This is a genomic window from Citrobacter sp. C6_1 (genome assembly GCF_014596835.2).
In the GTDB taxonomy this organism is placed as follows: Bacteria; Pseudomonadota; Gammaproteobacteria; order Enterobacterales; family Enterobacteriaceae; genus Citrobacter; species Citrobacter pasteurii.
In genome coordinates, this window is record NZ_CP115031.1 from 1566889 (window position 1) to 1585276 (window position 18388).

Sequence of the window (18388 nt, forward strand, 5' to 3'; positions counted from 1 at the left end):
TTATGACCCGGTCAGCAAAACCCCAAAATGGCCGCCGCCGCTTCCTGCGCGATATGGTTCGCGCAGCAGGCGGGCTGGCCGTCGTTGGCGTGGCGCTGGGGTTGCAACAGCAAACCGCACGAGCAACCGGCGTGCGGCTGCGCCCGCCTGGGGCTCTGAGTGAGGACGCATTTGCCAGCGCCTGCGTGCGCTGTGGCCAGTGCGTCCAGGCTTGCCCATACGACACGCTGAAATTGGCAACGTTGGCCTCCGGGCTGGCGGCCGGAACACCCTATTTTGTCGCTCGCGACATCCCCTGCGAGATGTGTGAAGACATTCCGTGCGCCAAAGTCTGCCCCAGCGGCGCGTTGGACAGGGAGATTGAGTCTATTGACGATTCACGCATGGGACTGGCGGTACTGCTGGATCACGAAAACTGCCTCAACTATCAGGGGTTACGCTGCGACGTTTGCTATCGCGAGTGCCCGAAAATCGATGAGGCTATCACCCTGGAGCTGGACCGCAACATGCGTACCGGCAAGCACGCGAGGTTTATTCCGACCGTGCACAGCGATGCCTGTACCGGCTGTGGGAAATGCGAAAAAGTCTGCGTACTGGAGCAGCCTGCAATAAAAGTGCTGCCGCTGTCGCTGGCGAAAGGGGAGTTAGGACACCATTACCGCTTCGGTTGGCTGGAGGGGAACAATGGCAAATCGTAAACGTGATGCCGGGCGTGAAGCGCAGGCGAAAAAAGGGTGGTGGCGGAGCCATCGCTGGCTGGTGCTGCGTCGTCTGAGTCAGTTTTTGATCCTGGCGATGTTCCTCAGCGGTCCGTGGCTGGGCGTGTGGATCCTGCATGGTAATTACAGCAGTAGCCTGTTGCTGGATACCATTCCGTTAACCGATCCACTCATTACCCTGCAAAGCCTGGCCAGCGGGCACCTGCCAGCAACAGTCGCGTTAACAGGCGCCGCCATCATCACGGTGCTGTATGCCCTGGCAGGTAAGCGACTGTTTTGCAGTTGGGTTTGCCCAATGAACCCGGTTACCGATTTAGCCAGTTGGCTGCGCAGAAGGTTTGACCTGAATCAGTCCGCGACCCTGCCGCGCTATATACGGTACGTCCTGCTGGTGGTCATTCTGGTCGGTTCTGCGCTGACCGGTACGCTGCTGTGGGAGTGGATAAACCCGGTCTCTCTGCTGGGACGTAGTCTGGTAATGGGATTCGGTAGCGGAGCGTTGCTGATCCTCGCGCTGTTTTTATTTGATTTACTGGTTGTTGAGCATGGCTGGTGCGGGCATCTCTGCCCACTGGGTGCGCTGTATAGCATAGTGGGCAGTAAAGGTGCATTAACCGTCTCGGCAAAAGAACGTAACAGATGTAACCGCTGTATGGATTGTTTTCATGTTTGCCCGGAACCGCATGTGCTACGTGCGCCGGTGCTGGATGAGCAAAGTCCGGTGCAGGTAACCAGTCGCGATTGCATGGCCTGCGGTCGCTGTGTGGATGTCTGTTCTGAGGATGTTTTTACAATAACGATACACAAAATCATTTGAGATGCATCGCGGCGGCAAGCGAGAAATTCCCCAGGAGCATAGTAACTATGTGACTGGGGTTTCGGAGCGCAGCTAACAAAGAGGCAGCTTAAAGGATGAAGTGTAAATGCGATGGAGTTCGGGAGCGAAACAATGAAAAGCCATGACCTGATTAAAGCGCTGAGTCAATGGACCGCCGCGCTGGCCTTGCTAGTCAGTGGGGCCGTTTGGGCTGCAAACGGAGTGGATCTGAGCCAGTCACCGGAAGTCTCAGGGACACAGGAAGGGGCAATTCGCATGCCGAAAGAGCAGGAGCGTATGCCGCTGAATTATGTGAATCAGCCGCCGATGGTTCCGCACAGCGTTGAAGGGTATCAGGTGACGACTAACACTAACCGCTGCCTGCAATGCCACGGTGTGGAAAGCTATCGCACCACCGGTGCGCCGCGCATCAGCCCGACGCACTTTATGGACAGCAACGGCAAGGTACTGGCTGAAGTCGCGCCGCGTCGTTATTTCTGCCTGCAATGTCACGTTCCGCAGGCTGACGCTGCGCCGATTGTTGAAAATACCTTCACCCCCTCGAAAGGTTACGGGAAATAAGAGGTCATTATGGAAAATTCTAACCGTAAACCAGGCTGGATTAAGCGCGTCTGGCAATGGTGGCGTCGCCCCAGCCGTCTGGCGCTCGGCACGCTGTTGTTAATCGGCTTTGTGGGCGGCATTATTTTCTGGGGCGGTTTTAATACCGGTATGGAAAAGGCCAATACTGAAGAGTTCTGCATTAGCTGTCACGAAATGCGCAACACGGTATACCAGGAATACATGGAAACCGTACACTACAACAACCGCAGCGGTGTGCGCGCGACTTGCCCTGATTGCCACGTCCCTCATGAGTGGGGGCCGAAAATGATCCGCAAAATCAAGGCCAGCAAGGAGCTGTACGCGAAAGCACTGGGGTTGATAGATACACCGCAAAAATTTGAAGACCACCGTTTATCGATGGCGCAAAATGAATGGCGGCGTATGAAAGACAATAATTCGCAAGAGTGTCGGAACTGTCACAACTTCGAGTTTATGGATTTAACCGCCCAGAAAGGCGTAGCGGCTAAAATGCATGACCAGGCCGTGAAAGAAGGGCAAACCTGTATTGACTGTCATAAAGGGATAGCACACAAACTGCCAGATATGCGCGAAGTCAAACCGGGCTTTTAACAGGATGTAAATAATCAGGATGCTTGAGGCCAGAGAACTGCTCTGCGAGCGAGATGACAGAATTCTGTTTAGCGATCTGTCATTTCGCGTCAATGCAGGTGAATGGGTACAAATTACCGGGAGTAATGGCGCAGGGAAAACCACCCTGCTGCGGTTGCTTACCGGGCTGGCTCGTCCTGATGCCGGAGAGGTTTGCTGGCAAGGGAAATCGCTGCACCAGGTGCGGGACAGTTACCATCAGGAACTACTGTGGATCGGACATCAGCCGGGGATAAAAACCCGGCTTTCGGCGTTGGAGAATCTACGGTTTTTCCATCACGATGGCGATTGTCTGGCGGCGCTGGCGCAGGCAGGGCTTGCCGGATATGAAGATATTCCGGTTAACCAACTCTCCGCCGGACAACAGCGGCGCGTGGCACTGGCCCGCCTCTGGCTGACCCGCGCGCGACTGTGGATCCTCGATGAACCCTTTACGGCAATTGATGTGCACGGCGTTGAGCGACTGACTCAGCGCATGGCACAGCATGCAGAGCAGGGTGGTATTGTGATCCTTACCACGCACCAGCCTCTGGGTGTTGAGACCGATAAAGTGCGACGTATTGCGCTGACCAGCGAGAGGGCAACGCAATGATGTGGCAAATCTTCCGTTTAGAACTGCGGGTTGCGTTCCGTCATAGTGCAGAGATCGCCAATCCGTTATGGTTCTTCCTGATCGTCATAACACTGTTCCCGCTCAGCATTGGGCCGGAGCCGCAGCTGCTGGCGCGTATTGCACCGGGCATTATCTGGGTTGCCGCATTGCTGGCCTCATTACTGGCGCTGGAACGTTTATTCCGGGATGACTTGCAGGATGGCAGCCTCGAACAATTGATGCTGCTGCCATTGCCGCTACCGGCAGTGGTGTTGGCGAAGGTGATGGCGCACTGGGTTGTGACCGGTTTGCCGCTGCTGATCCTCTCGCCGCTGGTGGCATTGCTGCTGGGTATGGATATGTATGGTTGGCAAATTATGGCGCTGACGTTGCTGCTTGGAACGCCGACGCTGGGTTTTCTCGGCGCACCGGGCGTGGGGTTGACGGTGGGTTTAAAGCGCGGTGGTGTGCTGTTGAGCGTGCTGGTACTCCCGTTAACCATTCCATTGTTGATTTTTGCGACCGCCGCGATGGATGCAGCTTCCATGCACTTACCCGTTGAGGGGTACATGGCGATTCTGGGCGCGTTGCTGGTAGGTAGTGCCACGCTAAGCCCGTTTGCCACGGCTGCAGCGTTACGTATCAGCGTGCAATAGCGCAGATATGACTTGTAGGCCGGACAAGGCGAAGCCGCCCTCCGGTAAAACGGACATTTACTAATTTACTGAGTCTGGTGACTGAACTATGTGGAAAACACTTCATCAACTGGCGATGCCCCCACGTCTCTATCAGGTCTGTGGCTGGTTTATTCCATGGCTGGCGATTGCCAGCGCAGTGGTACTGGTAACAGGATGGGTTTGGGGATTTGGCTTCGCGCCAGCGGATTATCAGCAGGGGCAGAGCTATCGCATCATCTATCTGCATGTCCCGGCGGCAATCTGGTCGATGGGCATTTACGCATCAATGGCGGTTGCCGCATTTATCGGCCTGGTCTGGCAGATGAAAATGGCTAATCTGGCGCTGGCTGCGATGGCGCCCATTGGTGCAGTGTTCACCTTTATTGCGCTGGTGACGGGTTCCGCATGGGGCAAACCGATGTGGGGAACTTGGTGGGTCTGGGATGCCCGTCTCACCTCTGAACTGGTGCTGCTGTTTCTCTACGTTGGTGCCATTGCGCTGTGGCATGCCTTTGATGACCGCCGTCTGGCGGGGCGCGCTGCCGGCATTCTGGTGCTAATTGGCGTGGTCAACTTACCGATTATTCACTACTCGGTCGAGTGGTGGAACACGTTGCACCAGGGGTCGACCCGCATGCAGCAAAGTATTGATCCGGCAATGCGCGCGCCGCTGCGTCTGGCGATCGTCGGCTATCTGCTCCTGTTTGTCACGCTGGCGCTGATGCGCATGCGTAACCTGATTTTGATGATGGAAAAACGCCGCCCGTGGGTGAGCGAACTGATCTTAAAAAGAGGCCGCCAATGACCCCTGCATTTGCATCATGGAGTGATTTTTTCGCGATGGGCGGTTACGCCTTATATGTCTGGCTGGCTGTGGCCATGAGCGTAATTCCGTTGGTGGTGCTGGTGCTGCATTCTGCACTACAGCATCGCGCGATTTTGCGCGGGGTGGCGCAACAACGGGCGCGGGAAGCCCGCATGCGTGCAGCGCAAGTGCAACGGGAGGCGGCGTGAATATTCGACGTAAAAATCGGCTATGGGTAGCCTGTGCGGTGCTGGCGGGTCTGGCTTTGACCATCACGTTGGTGCTCTATGCGCTGCGTTCCAATATCGATTTGTTCTATACGCCGGGAGAAATACTCTACGGCAAGCGTGAAACTCAGCAGATGCCGGAAGTCGGTCAACGCCTGCGCGTTGGCGGAATGGTTATGCCGGGTAGTGTGAAGCGCGACCCGCAGTCGCTGAAAGTTAACTTCAGCATCTATGACGCCGAAGGCGTGGTGGATGTGACTTATGAAGGTATCCTGCCGGACCTGTTCCGTGAAGGGCAGGGCGTCGTTGTTCAGGGAGAGCTGGATCAGGGGAATCATGTGCAGGCCAAAGAGGTTCTGGCCAAACATGATGAAAATTACACCCCGCCGGAAGTCGAAAAAGCGATGCAGGAGAACCACCGTCGCCCGGAAAGTGTTTATAAGGATAAAACGTCATGATGCCTGAAATTGGCAATGGGCTGTTGTGTCTTGCGCTTGGCGTTGCATTACTGCTGTCGGTCTATCCGCTGTGGGGCGTAGCGCGTGGCGATGTCCGGATGATGGCCTCTGCGCGCCCCTTTGCCTGGGTGTTGTTTATCTGTGTGATGGGTGCGTTTCTGGTGCTGGTAAACGCATTTGTGGTCAATGACTTTACCGTGATCTATGTCGCCAGCAACTCCAATACCCAGCTTCCGGTCTGGTATCGCGTCGCCGCGACATGGGGCGCGCATGAAGGCTCATTGTTGCTGTGGGTGTTGCTGATGAGCGGCTGGACGTTCGCGGTGGCGCTGTTCAGCCAGCGGATGCCGCTGGATATCGTCGCCCGCGTACTGGCGGTGATGGGCATGGTCAGCGTTGGCTTCCTGCTGTTTATCCTGTTTACTTCCAATCCGTTTGCCCGCACGTTGCCAGATTTTCCTATTGAAGGCCGCGACCTGAATCCGCTGTTGCAGGATCCGGGGCTGATCTTCCATCCGCCGTTGCTGTACATGGGTTATGTCGGTTTCTCCGTGGCGTTTGCCTTTGCCATTTCCGCGTTGATGAGCGGCCGACTGGACAGCACCTTCGCCCGTTTTTCGCGTCCGTGGACGCTGGCGGCGTGGGTGTTTCTGACGCTGGGTATTGTGCTCGGTTCTGCCTGGGCATACTACGAACTGGGCTGGGGCGGTTGGTGGTTCTGGGATCCGGTAGAGAACGCATCGTTTATGCCGTGGCTGGTGGGGACTGCGCTGATGCACTCGCTGTCAGTGACCGAACAACGCGCCAGCTTTAAAGCCTGGACGTTACTGCTGTCAATCTGTGCCTTCTCGCTCTGTTTACTGGGGACGTTCCTGGTGCGTTCGGGGGTACTGGTTTCGGTGCACGCTTTCGCCTCTGACCCGTCACGCGGGATGTTCATTCTTGCCTTTATGGTACTGGTTATCGGTGGTTCCCTGCTGCTGTTTGCAGTGCGCGGTCACAAGGTTCGCTCGCGGGTGAATAACGCGCTGTGGTCGCGTGAATCGCTGTTGCTGGGTAATAACGTGCTGCTGATTGCTGCGATGCTGGTGGTGCTGTTGGGTACGCTGCTGCCATTGGTGCACAAACAGCTGGGACTGGGCAGTATTTCGATTGGCGAGCCGTTCTTCAACACTATGTTTACCTGGCTGATGGCGCCGTTTGCGCTATTGCTGGGGATTGGGCCACTGGTGCGCTGGGGACGTGACCGACCGCGTAAGCTGAAAACGCTACTGATTGTCGCGTTTGTTACCACGCTGGTACTGTCCGTGCTGCTACCGTGGCTGTTTGAGGATCGCGTTGCGGCGATGACCGTCGTGGGTATGGCGATGGCGTGCTGGATTTTTGTGCTGGCGATGTCCGAAGCGTTCCTGCGTATTTCGCGCGGCACGAAGTTGACGCCGAGCTACTGGGGCATGGTTTCAGGTCACGTAGGACTGGCTGTTACCATCGTCGGTATTGCCTTTAGCCAGAACTACAGCGTTGAACGTGATGTGCGCATGAAGGCGGGCGATAGCGTCAGCATCCATGATTATCAGTTCACTTTCCGCGAAGTAAAAGATATTACCGGACCTAACTACCGGGGGGGCGTGGCCGTGATTGGTGTTACCCGTGACGGCAAGCCGGAAGCAACGCTGCATGCGGAAAAACGCTTTTACAACAGCACCAGTTCAATGATGACCGAAGCGGCGATCGATGGCGGACTGACGCGTGACCTGTACGCGGCATTAGGTGAAGAGCTGGACAACGGCGCGTGGGCAGTGCGTCTGTACTATAAACCGTTTATTCGCTGGATTTGGGCCGGAGGGTTGCTGATGGCGCTGGGCGGGTTGTTCTGCCTGTTTGATCCACGCTATCGCCAGCGCATGCGTCCTCGCGCTGCGGTGCAAAAAAACGCGTCGGAGGCTGTATGAAGCGCAACGCACTGTTAATCCCGTTTATTATTTTTCTCATCATTGCGGCGGCGCTGCTGTGGCAGTTAGCGCGTAACGCGCAGGGGGACGACCCGACGAATCTGGAATCGGCGCTGATTGGCAAACCCGTTCCAACATTCCGCCTCGAATCGCTGGAAAATCCGGGCCAGCATTATCAGGCCGATGTGCTGACGCAGGGCAAACCGGTATTGCTGAACGTCTGGGCGACCTGGTGTCCGACCTGTCGCGCTGAGCACCAGTATCTGAACCAGCTGTCGGCACAAGGCGTGCGGGTCGTTGGGTTGAACTATAAAGACGATCGTCAGAAAGCCATTGTCTGGCTGAAAGAGCTGGGCAATCCATATGCGCTGAGCCTGTTTGACGGCGACGGGATGCTTGGTCTGGATCTTGGGGTGTACGGCGCGCCGGAAACGTTCCTGATCGACGGGAAAGGCATTATTCGCTACCGCCATGCTGGTGATTTAAACGCCAGGGTGTGGGCAAGCGAGATCAAACCGTTATGGGACAAGTACAGTAAGGAGGCTGCGCAATGAGATTTTTACTGGGCCTGCTGATGCTGGTTATCTCGGGATCCGCTCTGGCGACTATCGACGTGATGCAGTTTAAGGACGAAGCGCAGGAGCAGCAGTTCCGCCAGCTTACCGAACAACTGCGTTGTCCTAAATGTCAGAACAACAGCATTGCTGACTCTAACTCAATGATTGCCACCGATCTGCGTCAGAAGGTTTACGAACTGATGCAGGAAGGAAAAAGCCAGAAAGAAATTGTCGATTACATGGTGGCGCGCTACGGCAACTTCGTGACTTACGATCCGCCGTTGACGCCGCTGACCGTGCTGCTGTGGGTGATGCCCGTTGTGGCAATTGGTCTGGGGGGTTGGATTATTTTTGCCCGTTCACGCCGACGTGTCCGGGTGAAGCAGGAAGAATTTCCTGATGATATTACCCCCGACGGCAAACGCGGTGGATTAGGACTCTTTATACCCGGCGTTATCGTGGCGCTGGTGGTGGGTGCGGTGAGCTATTACCAAACCGGCAGTTATAAGCAGGTTAAGGTCTGGCAGCAGGCGACTGCACAGGCTCCGGCGTTGCTGGAGCGGGCGTTAGATCCAAAGGCTGAACCGCTGAATGAAGAGGATATGGCGCGTCTGGCGTTGGGATTACGCACTCGGCTGCAAACCGATGCCGGGAACGTTGAAGGCTGGATCATGCTTGGGCGCGTAGGCATGGTTCTCGGTAATGCCAGTACGGCGACTGAAGCGTATGCCAATGCCTACCGACTGGATCCGAAAAACAGCGATGCCGCGCTGGGCTACGCGGAAGCGCTGACCCGTTCTTCCGATCCAGATGATAACCGTCGGGGAGGGGAGCTGCTACGCCAGTTGGTGCGCGGCGAACATGCCAACGTGCGGATTCTCAGCATGTACGCGTTTAATGCTTTCGAACAGCAACGCTTCGGCGAGGCGGTTGCGGCGTGGGAGATGATGCTGAAATTATTGCCCGCCAATGATACCCGTCGGGCGGTAATTGAGCGCAGCATCAAACAGGCGATGGAGCAGCTAACGCCGCAGGAGAAGTAAGAGTGGAAGATGCCGGATGGCGACGCAAAGCGTCTTATCCGGCCTACTGATGCACGTGACTTGTAGGCCCGATAAGCGTAGCGCCATCGGGCAATATCTGATTACTGCATGCCGCGTGTTTGTAAAAACAGGATGGTGGCGGCAACGCGAGAGCGGACGTTAAGTTTTCGCAACAGGTTGCGGATATGCACTTTCACCGTTTGCTCGGAAATATTCAGTACGGATGCAATCTGTTTATTCGATAATCCCTGAGCCAGTTCATGTAACACGTCCAGCTCGCGTTCGGTGAGTACGCTGAACGGATCTTCCTCGGCGCCAAACAGTTCCCGTTCCCGCAGATAATCGCTGACGCGTTGGCTAAAGGCTTTACCTCCTTTTGCGCCAGCGCGAATGGCTTCCAGCAGGACTTCAGGATCGCTGTCTTTAAGTAAATAGCCATCCGCGCCGGCATCAATTAAGGCATACACATCGCTGGCGGCATCCGAAACGGTAAGAATAATAATTTGCGCTGTGACGCCATCCCGGCGCAGCGCATTCAGGGTGTCCAGTCCGCTCATGCCTTTCATATTGAGATCGAGCAGGATCACATCAATGTCCAGACGGTTTGCCAAATCGATAGCGCTCGCACCGTCGCCGGCTTCGGCAACTACGTCAAATGCGCTATCCAGCTGCAGTAATTGACTGATTCCTCGCCGCATGAGTGGGTGGTCATCAACAATCAGCACCCGAAAAGGCGTTGCTTCAGGCATACTATTCTCCTGAGTTTTTATTAGTATCATTATTGTTTTCAGCGCATCAATCGTCCAGATTCAATACGCTGATGAGAGGATAAATTTTACCCCAATTTGTGCATGGGTAAGTAGTAAAACCTGTGCTGAAGGCCGGGGTAATAATAGGGATTGCTAAATCTCAGGCATAAAAAAACCAACCGTAGAAGGTTGGTTTTTTTGGGGAATTTTGGTCGGCACGAGAGGATTTGAACCTCCGACCCCCGACACCCCATGACGGTGCGCTACCAGGCTGCGCTACGTGCCGACACTTATGGCTGCTAATACTACTGCTTTCCACCACGAATGCAAGAGGATGGACTGCTAACTGATTTATAATTAATCAGTTAGCGATAAATCGTTTCTCATCCGTCAGCACTTGCAGCAGCAAACTTAGCTGCGGTTTCTGATCTTTAATTTTCTCGCCGCGTAAATTATAGGTCTGGTAATTACCGTTGTTATTAAGCACCAGCGTCATCTCTGGTGTGGTAATGGCCATGGTGCTGCTGTCAGCTGCCGTGACCCAGTAATGGCGGCGTGTTGCATTAAACAAATCCTGACCCTGTGAGTACTCGCTTGCTGGGGTACTGACGTGGAGCAGGCGCTGCATCAGTGTTGTCATCAGGTCAGTATGATCGGTCAGACTATTAATACGCTGCGCAGGTGTTCCCGGCCAGTGAATAACCAGAGGCACCTGTAGATGGCCACGTGACCAGGCAAAGTTATTCTCTTCCTGCGTCAGCGGCACGCCCCGACCTGCGGTAATAATGACCACCGTATTGTTCAGCTTCCCGGAATCACGCAGTGCGCTGAGAATACGGTTGATGTTGGCATCCACATCTTGCGCCGCGCTGGCGTAGCGTTTGGCAAAATTCTTCTGGTTGCTGTCATCAAGGTTCGTCCCGTTAAAGGAGACCCACGAGAACCAGCGGTTATCTTCTTGCGCGTAGCGTCCCAGCCAGTTAATCCACTGGCTTGCGGTTTGTTCGTCAGATTGCGTTTGTACGCTTGGCATCGAGAAATCTGACAGTAGCGCCTGGCGATAAAGCGGGCTGGTAAAGCCATCCGAGGAGAATAGCCCTAACTGATAACCCTGCTGGTTCAGCGCGGAAATCAGCGCCGCAGGCGTTCGGGTCGATAAAATGCCATCCATGTAGCTTGGTGAGACGCCGTAGAACAGGCCGAAAATACCGTTATCCGTGGTGTTGCCGGAGCTCATGTGACGCGTAAAGGAGATGTTCTGCCCGGCAAATTCTGCCAGTGCAGGCATCTGCTGTTCAAAGCGCGAGTAGTTCAGACCGTCAACGGTGATCAGCAGGACGTTCTGGCCGGTGCCCATATCGCGATAGCGCAGTTCGCTAAGCGGGTACTGCACGGAAACTGCTTCCGGATTCCCCTGTTCGATCAGGCGACGCTGATACTCTTGCGCATCCAGCAGACCATGTTTTTCCAGGAACTTACGCGCCGTCATCGGATAGGAGAGCGGCAGGTTTGCGCGCTGCATGGTAACCGGGCGATAGAAATTGGCATCTGCCCAGATATACATCACGTGCGAGGCGATAAAGCAAATGAAGAAGAATGCGGCTAACGGTTTGGCAAAATGGCGGCGACGCGTCAGGCTGCGCAGTTTCTGCCAGCTCCAGGTCGCAAACAGCATTTCGATTAGCAGAATGATTGGCACGCTGATAAACATCAGTTGCCAGTCGCGGGCCGCTTCATTCTGGTCAGGGTTAATGACCAGCTCCCAGACGATGGGGTTGAGATGCAGGTGGAAGCGGGTGAACACTTCGCTGTCGATCAACAACAGCGTCATGCCTGCTGTCGCCAGAATCGCTGATAAGAATCGCATCAGCCTCTGGGACATGACGATAAACGTCAGAGGAAACAGGATTAGCAGATAGGTGGCAAACACCAGGAAGCTAAAATGCCCGACAACGCTCAGGTAAGAATAAACACGCCCTGCAAGCGTTGTCGGCCAGTCGGCGACAAACAGGTAACGGCTACCGAGTACCATGGCCAACAGAATGTTGAACAAGGCAAACCAGTGCCCCCAGCTAACCATCTGGGAGACTTTCTCACGGTAGCGCTGACGATGAGTTACCATAAACTGTTGTTCGTTTCCCCGGAGCAGGCTCTTAGTGCGCTTGGTCGTCGTTTACCGAAGACTGCAATGCGCGGGCAAAAGAGTTCGCAATCGCCTGGCGCTGGGCCGGTGCGATGCTTGTATTGATAAGGTTAGTCACCATATTTCCCAAAACCATCAGGGAAAGATCGGTTGGTGCCTTATGTTTTTCCAGTACGTTGAGCATCTCATTCAGTAATTGTTCAACGTGTTCGTCACTATAGCGGGAAATTTGTGGCATAAATCGAAATCAGTCTGTTCATGAAAGGGCAACATATTACCGTAGAGACAGTTTTTTTTCTGCTTTTTTATCTTCTATTGCGTCACTGCCCGGCAGGTGGTTGAATACCGCCCGGTCTAAAAGGAGAGTTTATCATGAGTCTGGATATCAACCAGATTGCCCTGCACCAGCTTATCAAACGTGACGAGCAGAATCTTGAGCTGGTCTTGCGCGATTCATTACTGGAACCGACAGCGACGGTTGTCGAGATGATGGCTGAGTTGCACCGGGTGTATAGCGCCAAGAATAAAGCCTATGGCCTGTTTAGCGAAGAGAGCGAGCTGGCGCAAACGCTGCGCTTACAGCGCCAGGGTGAAGAGGATTTTCTGGCTTTTAGTCGTGCTGCGACCGGGCGTTTGCGGGACGAGCTGGCGAAATATCCTTTTGCTGACGGCGGTATTGTCCTGTTCTGCCATTACCGTTATCTGGCGGTAGAGTATCTGCTGGTCGCCGTGCTGAACAATTTAAGCAGCATGCGCGTCAATGAAAATCTGGATATCAACCCGACGCACTATCTGGATATCAATCATGCGGATATCGTCGCGCGTATTGATTTAACCGAGTGGGAAACCAACCCGGAGTCCACGCGCTATTTGACGTTCCTGAAAGGGCGGGTCGGGCGTAAAGTTGCCGATTTCTTTATGGATTTCCTCGGCGCCAGCGAAGGTCTGAATGCCAAAGCGCAAAACCGTGGCCTGCTGCAGGCGGTCGATGACTTTACTGCCGAGGCGCAGCTCGATAAAGCTGAACGCCAGAACGTGCGTCAGCAGGTGTACAGCTACTGCAATGAACAGCTACAAGCCGGTGAAGAGATCGAGCTGGAGTCGCTGTCCAAAGAGCTTTCCGGCGTCAGTGAAGTTAGCTTCAGCGAATTTACCGCTGATAAAGGTTACGAGCTGGAAGAGAGCTTCCCTGCGGATCGCAGTACGCTGCGTCAGTTAACCAAATTTGCCGGCAGCGGCGGTGGGTTAACCATCAACTTCGACGCCATGCTACTGGGTGAACGTATTTTCTGGGATCCGGCTACAGATACTTTGACCATCAAAGGTACGCCACCGAACCTGCGTGACCAGCTGCAGCGTCGCACGTCGGGCGGGAAATAAAACCGTTTGCCGGGTGAGAGCGTAAACGCCTTATCCGGTCGACGAGAACCATCAGTATCGATTACAAAATCCCATAAAAAAACCCCGCCTTGGCGGGGTTTTTCTTCAACTTGTTTGCGATTACGCGCGAACGAAGTCGATGTGAGACAGCTTCGGCTTGAACGGGTGACGCTGTACAGCCTGAGCTTTAACTTTAACTTCTTTACCGTCAACAACGATGGTCAGAACTTCGCTGTAGAATTCAGCTTTAGCTTGCATGTTCATAACTGCATCGTGATCCAGTTCGATAGCAACCGGGGCTTCTGCGCCACCGTAGATGATTGCCGGGAACTTGTTAGCGGCACGCAGGCGGCGGCTCGCACCCTTACCCTGCTCTTTACGTACTTCAGCGTTGATAGTAAACATTTAAATCTCTCTTTAATAATTCCTGCTACAGGCGACCCAGCAACAGGTAAGTGATCTGCTTTGCGTATGCAAAAGCGGGCGAGATTCTATACTCAAACGGCTGGTACATCAATCAAAAGTACGATTAACCGCGTAATTCATGTGCCCGCCGGAAACGACCTTCGTAATCAAAGACCTTTTCACGCACCTGCCAGTACTGACCTTTCATGCGCGCCACCACGAAATCAGGATGACGTAACAGTGCCTGCTGGGCGAGGATATCAGCGGCGGTTATCCAGCGTAAGGGAATGCCAGGCGTTCGGGTGTGCGGGCGAATAAACAGTTGCTCGAAGGCTGTACGCTGCGCGGGAGTATGCAGGCGAAAGCGTTCGCTGACGTCGGCGCCATCTTCATCGTAATAGGTAATTTTTAGCCATTCGCCTTTTTCATCCTGACCATTTTGTAGCGCCATCCCGCTGCAGCGCAGAACCAGCGCATCTTTAAGCCTGAGCGCGGCTTTCAGCATGTCATCCGGGTCAACCAGTACTGTGTCGCACTCGCGGCAGCGGCGGGCGGCGATGTCATTTTCCGCGTTGCACTGCGGGCAGTTTTTAAAACGGAAACGAAAATCGCACTGTTCGCGATGGCCGTCATCATCTTCAAACCATCCCTGACAGCGGCGGCCAAAGTGCTCAATCAGCGTGCCGTCGGCCGTTGTTTTGCCCCAGAAGGTGTTGGCAAAGCCGCAGGCAGGACAGAACACCTGTACCGGAACGTTGTCACTTTTTCCTTTCGGCGCACCCACTTCCGGGGCGTACAGATCGTGCGGGTTGCCAGCGTAATCGAGGATCAGACAGTCGGTTTTCCCCGGCGCCAGGCGCAACCCACGACCGACAATTTGTTGGTAAAGGCTAACTGACTCGGTCGGGCGCAGAATGGCGATAAGGTCGACGTGCGGGGCATCGAAGCCAGTGGTCAGGACCGACACATTCACCAGATAGCGAAAGCGCTGCGCTTTGAAGTCTTCGATTAATACATCACGTTCCGATCCCGGTGTCTCTCCGGTGATAAGCGCGGCATCATCAGCGGGCAGCAGGCCGACAATCTCTTTGGCGTGCTCAACGGTAGCGGCGAAAATCATTACCCCTTTGCGCGTCTGAGCAAACTCGACAATCTGACTGATGATATGCGGTGTTATGCGTTGTTGTTTTTTCAGCTCCTTATTAAGGTCGGCTTCACTGAACAGGCCATTACTCTGCGCCTGCAGGCGGCTGAAATCATATTGTACGACCGGCATATCGAGGCGTTCCGGCGGCGTCAGATAACCGTGCTTAATCATGTAGCGCAGCGGCAATTCATAAATGCAATCGCGAAATAACGCTTTTTCATCGCCGCGTACCATTCCGTGATAATGGAAATGATAAATCCAGCCTTTGCCCAAACGAAAAGGCGTGGCGGTAAGCCCGAGCAGTCGTAAGTGGGGATTTACGTTGGTCAGGTGAGTGAGGATTTGCTGATACTGACTCTCTTCATCATCGCCAATGCGATGGCATTCATCGACGATAAGCAGGGAGAATTCTCCCTGAAAGGCATCCAGATTACGCGCCACCGACTGTACGCTGCCAAATACCACTTTCCCGTGGCTCTCTTTACGCTTCAGACCTGCCGCATAAATATCGGCTTCCAGCCCCAGAGCGCAGTACTTGGCATGATTTTGCGCGACCAGCTCTTTGACGTGCGCCAGCACCAATACGCGCCCACGTGCAACCCGCGCCAGTTCAGCAATCACCAGGCTTTTGCCTGCGCCTGTGGGGAGGACGATAACTGCCGGAGTGCGGTGATGGCGAAAATGGTTGAGCGTGGCATCCACGGCTTCTTTTTGGTAAGGACGAAGAGTAAAAATCATGGGCTCACAATATGTAACAGTCTCGCGTATAGTATGCCACGAATCTTTTTCCCTTGAGGGAAGTTGTTAGCTCGTTATACTGAGCGGAAAACGGCTCCACTTTTCGGGCATAACGCCCGATTTCCGTATTGTTACAGGCAAAATCACACTCATGCGACTTGATAAATTTATCGCTCAGCAACTCGGCGTCAGCCGCGCTATTGCCGGGCGTGAGATCCGTGGTAACCGTGTTACCGTCGACGGCGAAATCGTCAGAAATAGCGCTTTTAAGCTGCTGCCAGAACATGACGTTGAATATGACGGCAATTCTCTGGTTCAACAGACTGGCCCACGCTATTTTATGCTGAATAAGCCTCAGGGCTATGTTTGCTCCACGGATGACCCGGATCACCCGACGGTGCTCTATTTTCTTGATGAGCCTGTCGCGCACAAACTGCATGCGGCAGGGCGTCTGGATATCGACACCACCGGACTGGTGCTGATGACCGATGACGGACAGTGGTCGCATCGGATCACTTCGCCACGCCACCATTGTGAGAAAACCTATCTGGTGACGCTGGAATCGCCGGTGGCAGATGATACCGCTGAACAGTTTGCCCATGGTGTACAGTTGCATAATGAGAAAGACCTGACCAAACCGGCCGTGCTGGAAGTCATTACGCCAACTCAGGTGCGCTTGACCATCAGCGAAGGGCGCTATCATCAGGTTAAACGTATGTTTGCCGCCGTGGGTAACCACGTTGTGGAACTGCACCGCGAACGGATTGGTGACATCAGGCTTGATGATGATCTGGCACCGGGTGAATACCGTCTTTTGACCGAAGAAGAAATCGCCAGCGTTAACTTAACCCCGCGTTAATTTCAGGAGCTAAATGTGACCACCCGGCAGAACTCGTCAATTGCCATTGTCTTTATCCTTGGCTTGTTAGCCATGTTGATGCCGTTGTCGATTGATATGTATCTTCCGGCGCTGCCAGTTATCTCTGAACAGTTTGGTGTGCCAGCAGGTAGCGCGCAAATGACCCTCAGTACCTATATTCTGGGGTTCGCGGTGGGGCAGTTGATCTATGGTCCGATGGCCGACAGCATCGGGCGTAAACCGGTGATACTGGGCGGGACGCTGGTGTTTGCGGCGGCGGCAGTGGCCTGCGCGCTGGCGCAAACCATCGATCAACTGATCGTGATGCGTTTCTTCCACGGCCTGGCGGCCGCGGCGGCGAGCGTGGTTATCAACGCCCTGATGCGTGATATCTATCCGAAAGAAGAGTTTTCGCGCATGATGTCATTCGTCATGCTGGTGACGACAATTGCGCCATTAATGGCGCCGATTATCGGTGGCTGGGTGTTGGTGTGGCTGAGCTGGCACTACATCTTTTGGATCCTCGCCGTGGCGGCTATTCTGGCGTCGGTGATGATCCTTACGCTGATCAAAGAGACCTTGCCCGTTGAGCGTCGTCAGCCGTTTCGCTTGCGTACTACTCTGGGCAACTTTGCCTCGCTGTTTCGCCACAAGCGCGTCCTGAGTTACATGCTGGCCAGTGGGTTCAGCTTTGCCGGGATGTTCTCATTCCTGAGCGCCGGACCTTTTGTCTACATTGAGATCAACCACGTTTCACCGCAGAATTTCGGCTATTACTTCGCGCTGAATATTGTGTTCCTGTTCGTGATGACCATCATCAACAGCCGCTTTGTTCGGCGGGTTGGTGCACTAAATATGTTCCGTACTGGCCTGTGGATCCAGTTTGTGATGGCGGGCTGGATGGTATTCAGCGCGCTATTCGGGATTGGATTCTGGGCACTGGTTGTCGGTGTTGCGGCGTTTGTAGGCTGTGTGTCGATGGTGTCATCAAATGCGATGGCGGTCATTCTGGATGAGTTTCCACACATGGCCGGGACGGCCTCATCGTTGGCGGGGACGTTTCGTTTTGGCATCGGCGCGATTGTTGGGGCGCTGTTATCTCTGGCAACCTTTAACTCAGCCTGGCCAATGATTTGGTCGATTGCATTTTGCGCCACCAGCTCAATTCTCTTCTATCTCTACGCCAGTCGCGCCAAAAAACGGTGATCTATTACACAACCTGGGGGGCATAAGGCCTCCGGAGTTGATGTATATCAACCGCAAATCTATCATTTTCCCCGCTTATGTTTATTTTATGTAAAATCAATTTATGTAAAAAGTCACATCATTGTAGTTAAAAAGGTTGAGTTAGATCGCAGAAACGAGTACATATAGCGCGGAAACATGCCTGAACCGTTGAATAAATTTAAATAGTGGATTCGGAAAGCGGCATAAAGACTGGGTGTAAACGTTTACCAACTGTCTAAAGACGTATTGTCAATGATGTGTTAATATTGATGTAAAATAATTGTGAAGTGATTGTGCTTCCAGGGAAAGAAAGTGATGACATTACAACTCTCAATCGTTCATCGTCTGCCGCAGTGCTATCGTTGGTCGGTGGGTTTCGCAGGTTCAAAGGTTGAACCGATTCCGCACAACGGTCAGAGCAATGAGAACAGCCTGGTGGCCCTCAAATTGCTTAGCCCTGATGGTGACAGTGCGTGGTCAGTCATGCATAAACTCAGCCAGGCACTTAGCGATATTGAAGTTCCTTGTTCCGTACTGGAATGTGAAGGGGAACCGTGCCTGTTTGTGAATCGCCAGGATGAGTTTGCCGCGACCTGCAGGCTGAAAAATTTCGGCGTGGCCATCGCAGAACCGTTTTCAAACAACAATCCGTTTTGAGCG

General features: G+C 54.0%; 21 protein-coding genes and 1 tRNA gene. 16 read left to right on the forward strand and 6 right to left on the reverse strand.

Annotation, left to right across the window (positions count from 1 at the left end; all coding sequences use genetic code 11):
* The first annotated feature begins 2 nt into the window (after nucleotides 1-2).
* The 12 genes from napG (at nucleotide 3) to IB196_RS07585 (ending at nucleotide 9080) form a co-directional block, all read left to right on the forward strand.
* Entirely contained in the window at nucleotides 3-698 is a 696-nt protein-coding gene (gene napG, locus IB196_RS07530; RefSeq protein WP_005129337.1) for a ferredoxin-type protein NapG, read from the forward strand.
* Complete coding sequence (gene napH / locus IB196_RS07535; RefSeq protein WP_005129335.1) at nucleotides 685-1536, forward strand: quinol dehydrogenase ferredoxin subunit NapH; 852 nt, start codon at nucleotides 685-687, stop codon at nucleotides 1534-1536. The genes napG and napH overlap by 14 nt, the downstream gene beginning before the upstream one ends.
* 132 nt (nucleotides 1537-1668) lie before the next feature.
* Nucleotides 1669-2118, forward strand: a complete 450-nt coding sequence (gene napB, locus IB196_RS07540) for a nitrate reductase cytochrome c-type subunit (RefSeq protein WP_005129333.1) — start codon at nucleotides 1669-1671, stop codon at nucleotides 2116-2118.
* A gap of 9 nt (nucleotides 2119-2127) precedes the next feature.
* Entirely contained in the window at nucleotides 2128-2730 is a 603-nt protein-coding gene (napC, locus tag IB196_RS07545; RefSeq protein WP_005129332.1) for a cytochrome c-type protein NapC, read from the forward strand.
* A gap of 13 nt (nucleotides 2731-2743) precedes the next feature.
* Nucleotides 2744-3361, forward strand: a complete 618-nt coding sequence (ccmA, locus tag IB196_RS07550) for a cytochrome c biogenesis heme-transporting ATPase CcmA (RefSeq protein ID WP_223196016.1) — start codon at nucleotides 2744-2746, stop codon at nucleotides 3359-3361.
* A complete protein-coding gene (gene ccmB / locus IB196_RS07555) occupies nucleotides 3358-4017 on the forward strand; it encodes a heme exporter protein CcmB (RefSeq protein ID WP_005129323.1) in 660 nt (219 codons plus the stop codon). Before ccmA ends, ccmB begins: the two co-directional genes overlap by 4 nt.
* Before the next feature lie 88 nt (nucleotides 4018-4105).
* Entirely contained in the window at nucleotides 4106-4843 is a 738-nt protein-coding gene (locus tag IB196_RS07560; protein WP_040230584.1) for a heme ABC transporter permease, read from the forward strand.
* Complete coding sequence (gene ccmD, locus IB196_RS07565) at nucleotides 4840-5052, forward strand: heme exporter protein CcmD (protein WP_020996676.1); 213 nt, start codon at nucleotides 4840-4842, stop codon at nucleotides 5050-5052. The genes IB196_RS07560 and ccmD overlap by 4 nt, the downstream gene beginning before the upstream one ends.
* On the forward strand, nucleotides 5049-5528 hold the full coding sequence (ccmE, locus tag IB196_RS07570; RefSeq protein ID WP_188232054.1) for a cytochrome c maturation protein CcmE: 480 nt from the start codon (nucleotides 5049-5051) through the stop codon (nucleotides 5526-5528). Before ccmD ends, ccmE begins: the two co-directional genes overlap by 4 nt.
* A complete protein-coding gene (locus IB196_RS07575) occupies nucleotides 5525-7480 on the forward strand; it encodes a heme lyase CcmF/NrfE family subunit (RefSeq protein WP_188232055.1) in 1956 nt (651 codons plus the stop codon). Before ccmE ends, IB196_RS07575 begins: the two co-directional genes overlap by 4 nt.
* Nucleotides 7477-8034: a thiol:disulfide interchange protein DsbE gene (gene dsbE / locus IB196_RS07580; RefSeq protein WP_040230589.1), complete on the forward strand. Its 558-nt coding sequence runs from the start codon at nucleotides 7477-7479 to the stop codon at nucleotides 8032-8034. The genes IB196_RS07575 and dsbE overlap by 4 nt, the downstream gene beginning before the upstream one ends.
* Nucleotides 8031-9080, forward strand: a complete 1050-nt coding sequence (locus IB196_RS07585; RefSeq protein ID WP_040230591.1) for a cytochrome c-type biogenesis protein CcmH — start codon at nucleotides 8031-8033, stop codon at nucleotides 9078-9080. The genes dsbE and IB196_RS07585 overlap by 4 nt, the downstream gene beginning before the upstream one ends.
* Before the next feature lie 101 nt (nucleotides 9081-9181).
* On the opposite strand, the gene narP is transcribed toward IB196_RS07585, so the two are convergent.
* The 4 genes from narP to IB196_RS07605 form a co-directional block, all read right to left on the reverse strand.
* Nucleotides 9182-9829, reverse strand: a complete 648-nt coding sequence (gene narP / locus IB196_RS07590) for a nitrate/nitrite response regulator protein NarP (protein ID WP_040230593.1) — start codon at nucleotides 9827-9829, stop codon at nucleotides 9182-9184.
* 209 nt (nucleotides 9830-10038) lie between these two features.
* A tRNA-Pro gene (locus IB196_RS07595) sits at nucleotides 10039-10115 on the reverse strand.
* 75 nt (nucleotides 10116-10190) lie between these two features.
* Nucleotides 10191-11951 (reverse strand): LPS biosynthesis-modulating metalloenzyme YejM, encoded by a 1761-nt coding sequence (yejM, locus tag IB196_RS07600; RefSeq protein ID WP_005129294.1) that lies wholly within the window; start codon nucleotides 11949-11951, stop codon nucleotides 10191-10193.
* A 31-nt stretch (nucleotides 11952-11982) separates the two neighbouring features.
* Complete coding sequence (locus tag IB196_RS07605; protein ID WP_003027506.1) at nucleotides 11983-12210, reverse strand: YejL family protein; 228 nt, start codon at nucleotides 12208-12210, stop codon at nucleotides 11983-11985.
* A gap of 134 nt (nucleotides 12211-12344) precedes the next feature.
* On the opposite strand from IB196_RS07605, the gene yejK reads away from it, so the two are divergent.
* Nucleotides 12345-13352: a nucleoid-associated protein YejK gene (yejK, locus tag IB196_RS07610; RefSeq protein ID WP_005129293.1), complete on the forward strand. Its 1008-nt coding sequence runs from the start codon at nucleotides 12345-12347 to the stop codon at nucleotides 13350-13352.
* A gap of 120 nt (nucleotides 13353-13472) precedes the next feature.
* On the opposite strand, the gene rplY is transcribed toward yejK, so the two are convergent.
* Nucleotides 13473-13757, reverse strand: a complete 285-nt coding sequence (rplY, locus tag IB196_RS07615; RefSeq protein ID WP_005129291.1) for a 50S ribosomal protein L25 — start codon at nucleotides 13755-13757, stop codon at nucleotides 13473-13475.
* 124 nt (nucleotides 13758-13881) lie between these two features.
* The gene (locus tag IB196_RS07620; RefSeq protein ID WP_188232056.1) at nucleotides 13882-15642 is read right to left on the reverse strand and encodes a DEAD/DEAH box helicase; all 1761 of its coding nucleotides are present in this window, start codon (nucleotides 15640-15642) and stop codon (nucleotides 13882-13884) included.
* A gap of 151 nt (nucleotides 15643-15793) precedes the next feature.
* Between IB196_RS07620 and rsuA the strand changes: the two genes are divergently transcribed.
* From rsuA to IB196_RS07635, 3 genes are all read left to right on the forward strand, one after another.
* The gene (rsuA, locus tag IB196_RS07625) at nucleotides 15794-16501 is read left to right on the forward strand and encodes a 16S rRNA pseudouridine(516) synthase RsuA (RefSeq protein ID WP_005129288.1); all 708 of its coding nucleotides are present in this window, start codon (nucleotides 15794-15796) and stop codon (nucleotides 16499-16501) included.
* A gap of 15 nt (nucleotides 16502-16516) precedes the next feature.
* Entirely contained in the window at nucleotides 16517-17707 is a 1191-nt protein-coding gene (locus tag IB196_RS07630) for a Bcr/CflA family multidrug efflux MFS transporter (protein ID WP_040230595.1), read from the forward strand.
* Nucleotides 17708-18040: 333 nt separating this feature from the next.
* The gene (locus IB196_RS07635) at nucleotides 18041-18385 is read left to right on the forward strand and encodes a YejG family protein (RefSeq protein ID WP_087051313.1); all 345 of its coding nucleotides are present in this window, start codon (nucleotides 18041-18043) and stop codon (nucleotides 18383-18385) included.
* Nucleotides 18386-18388: the final 3 nt, after the last annotated feature.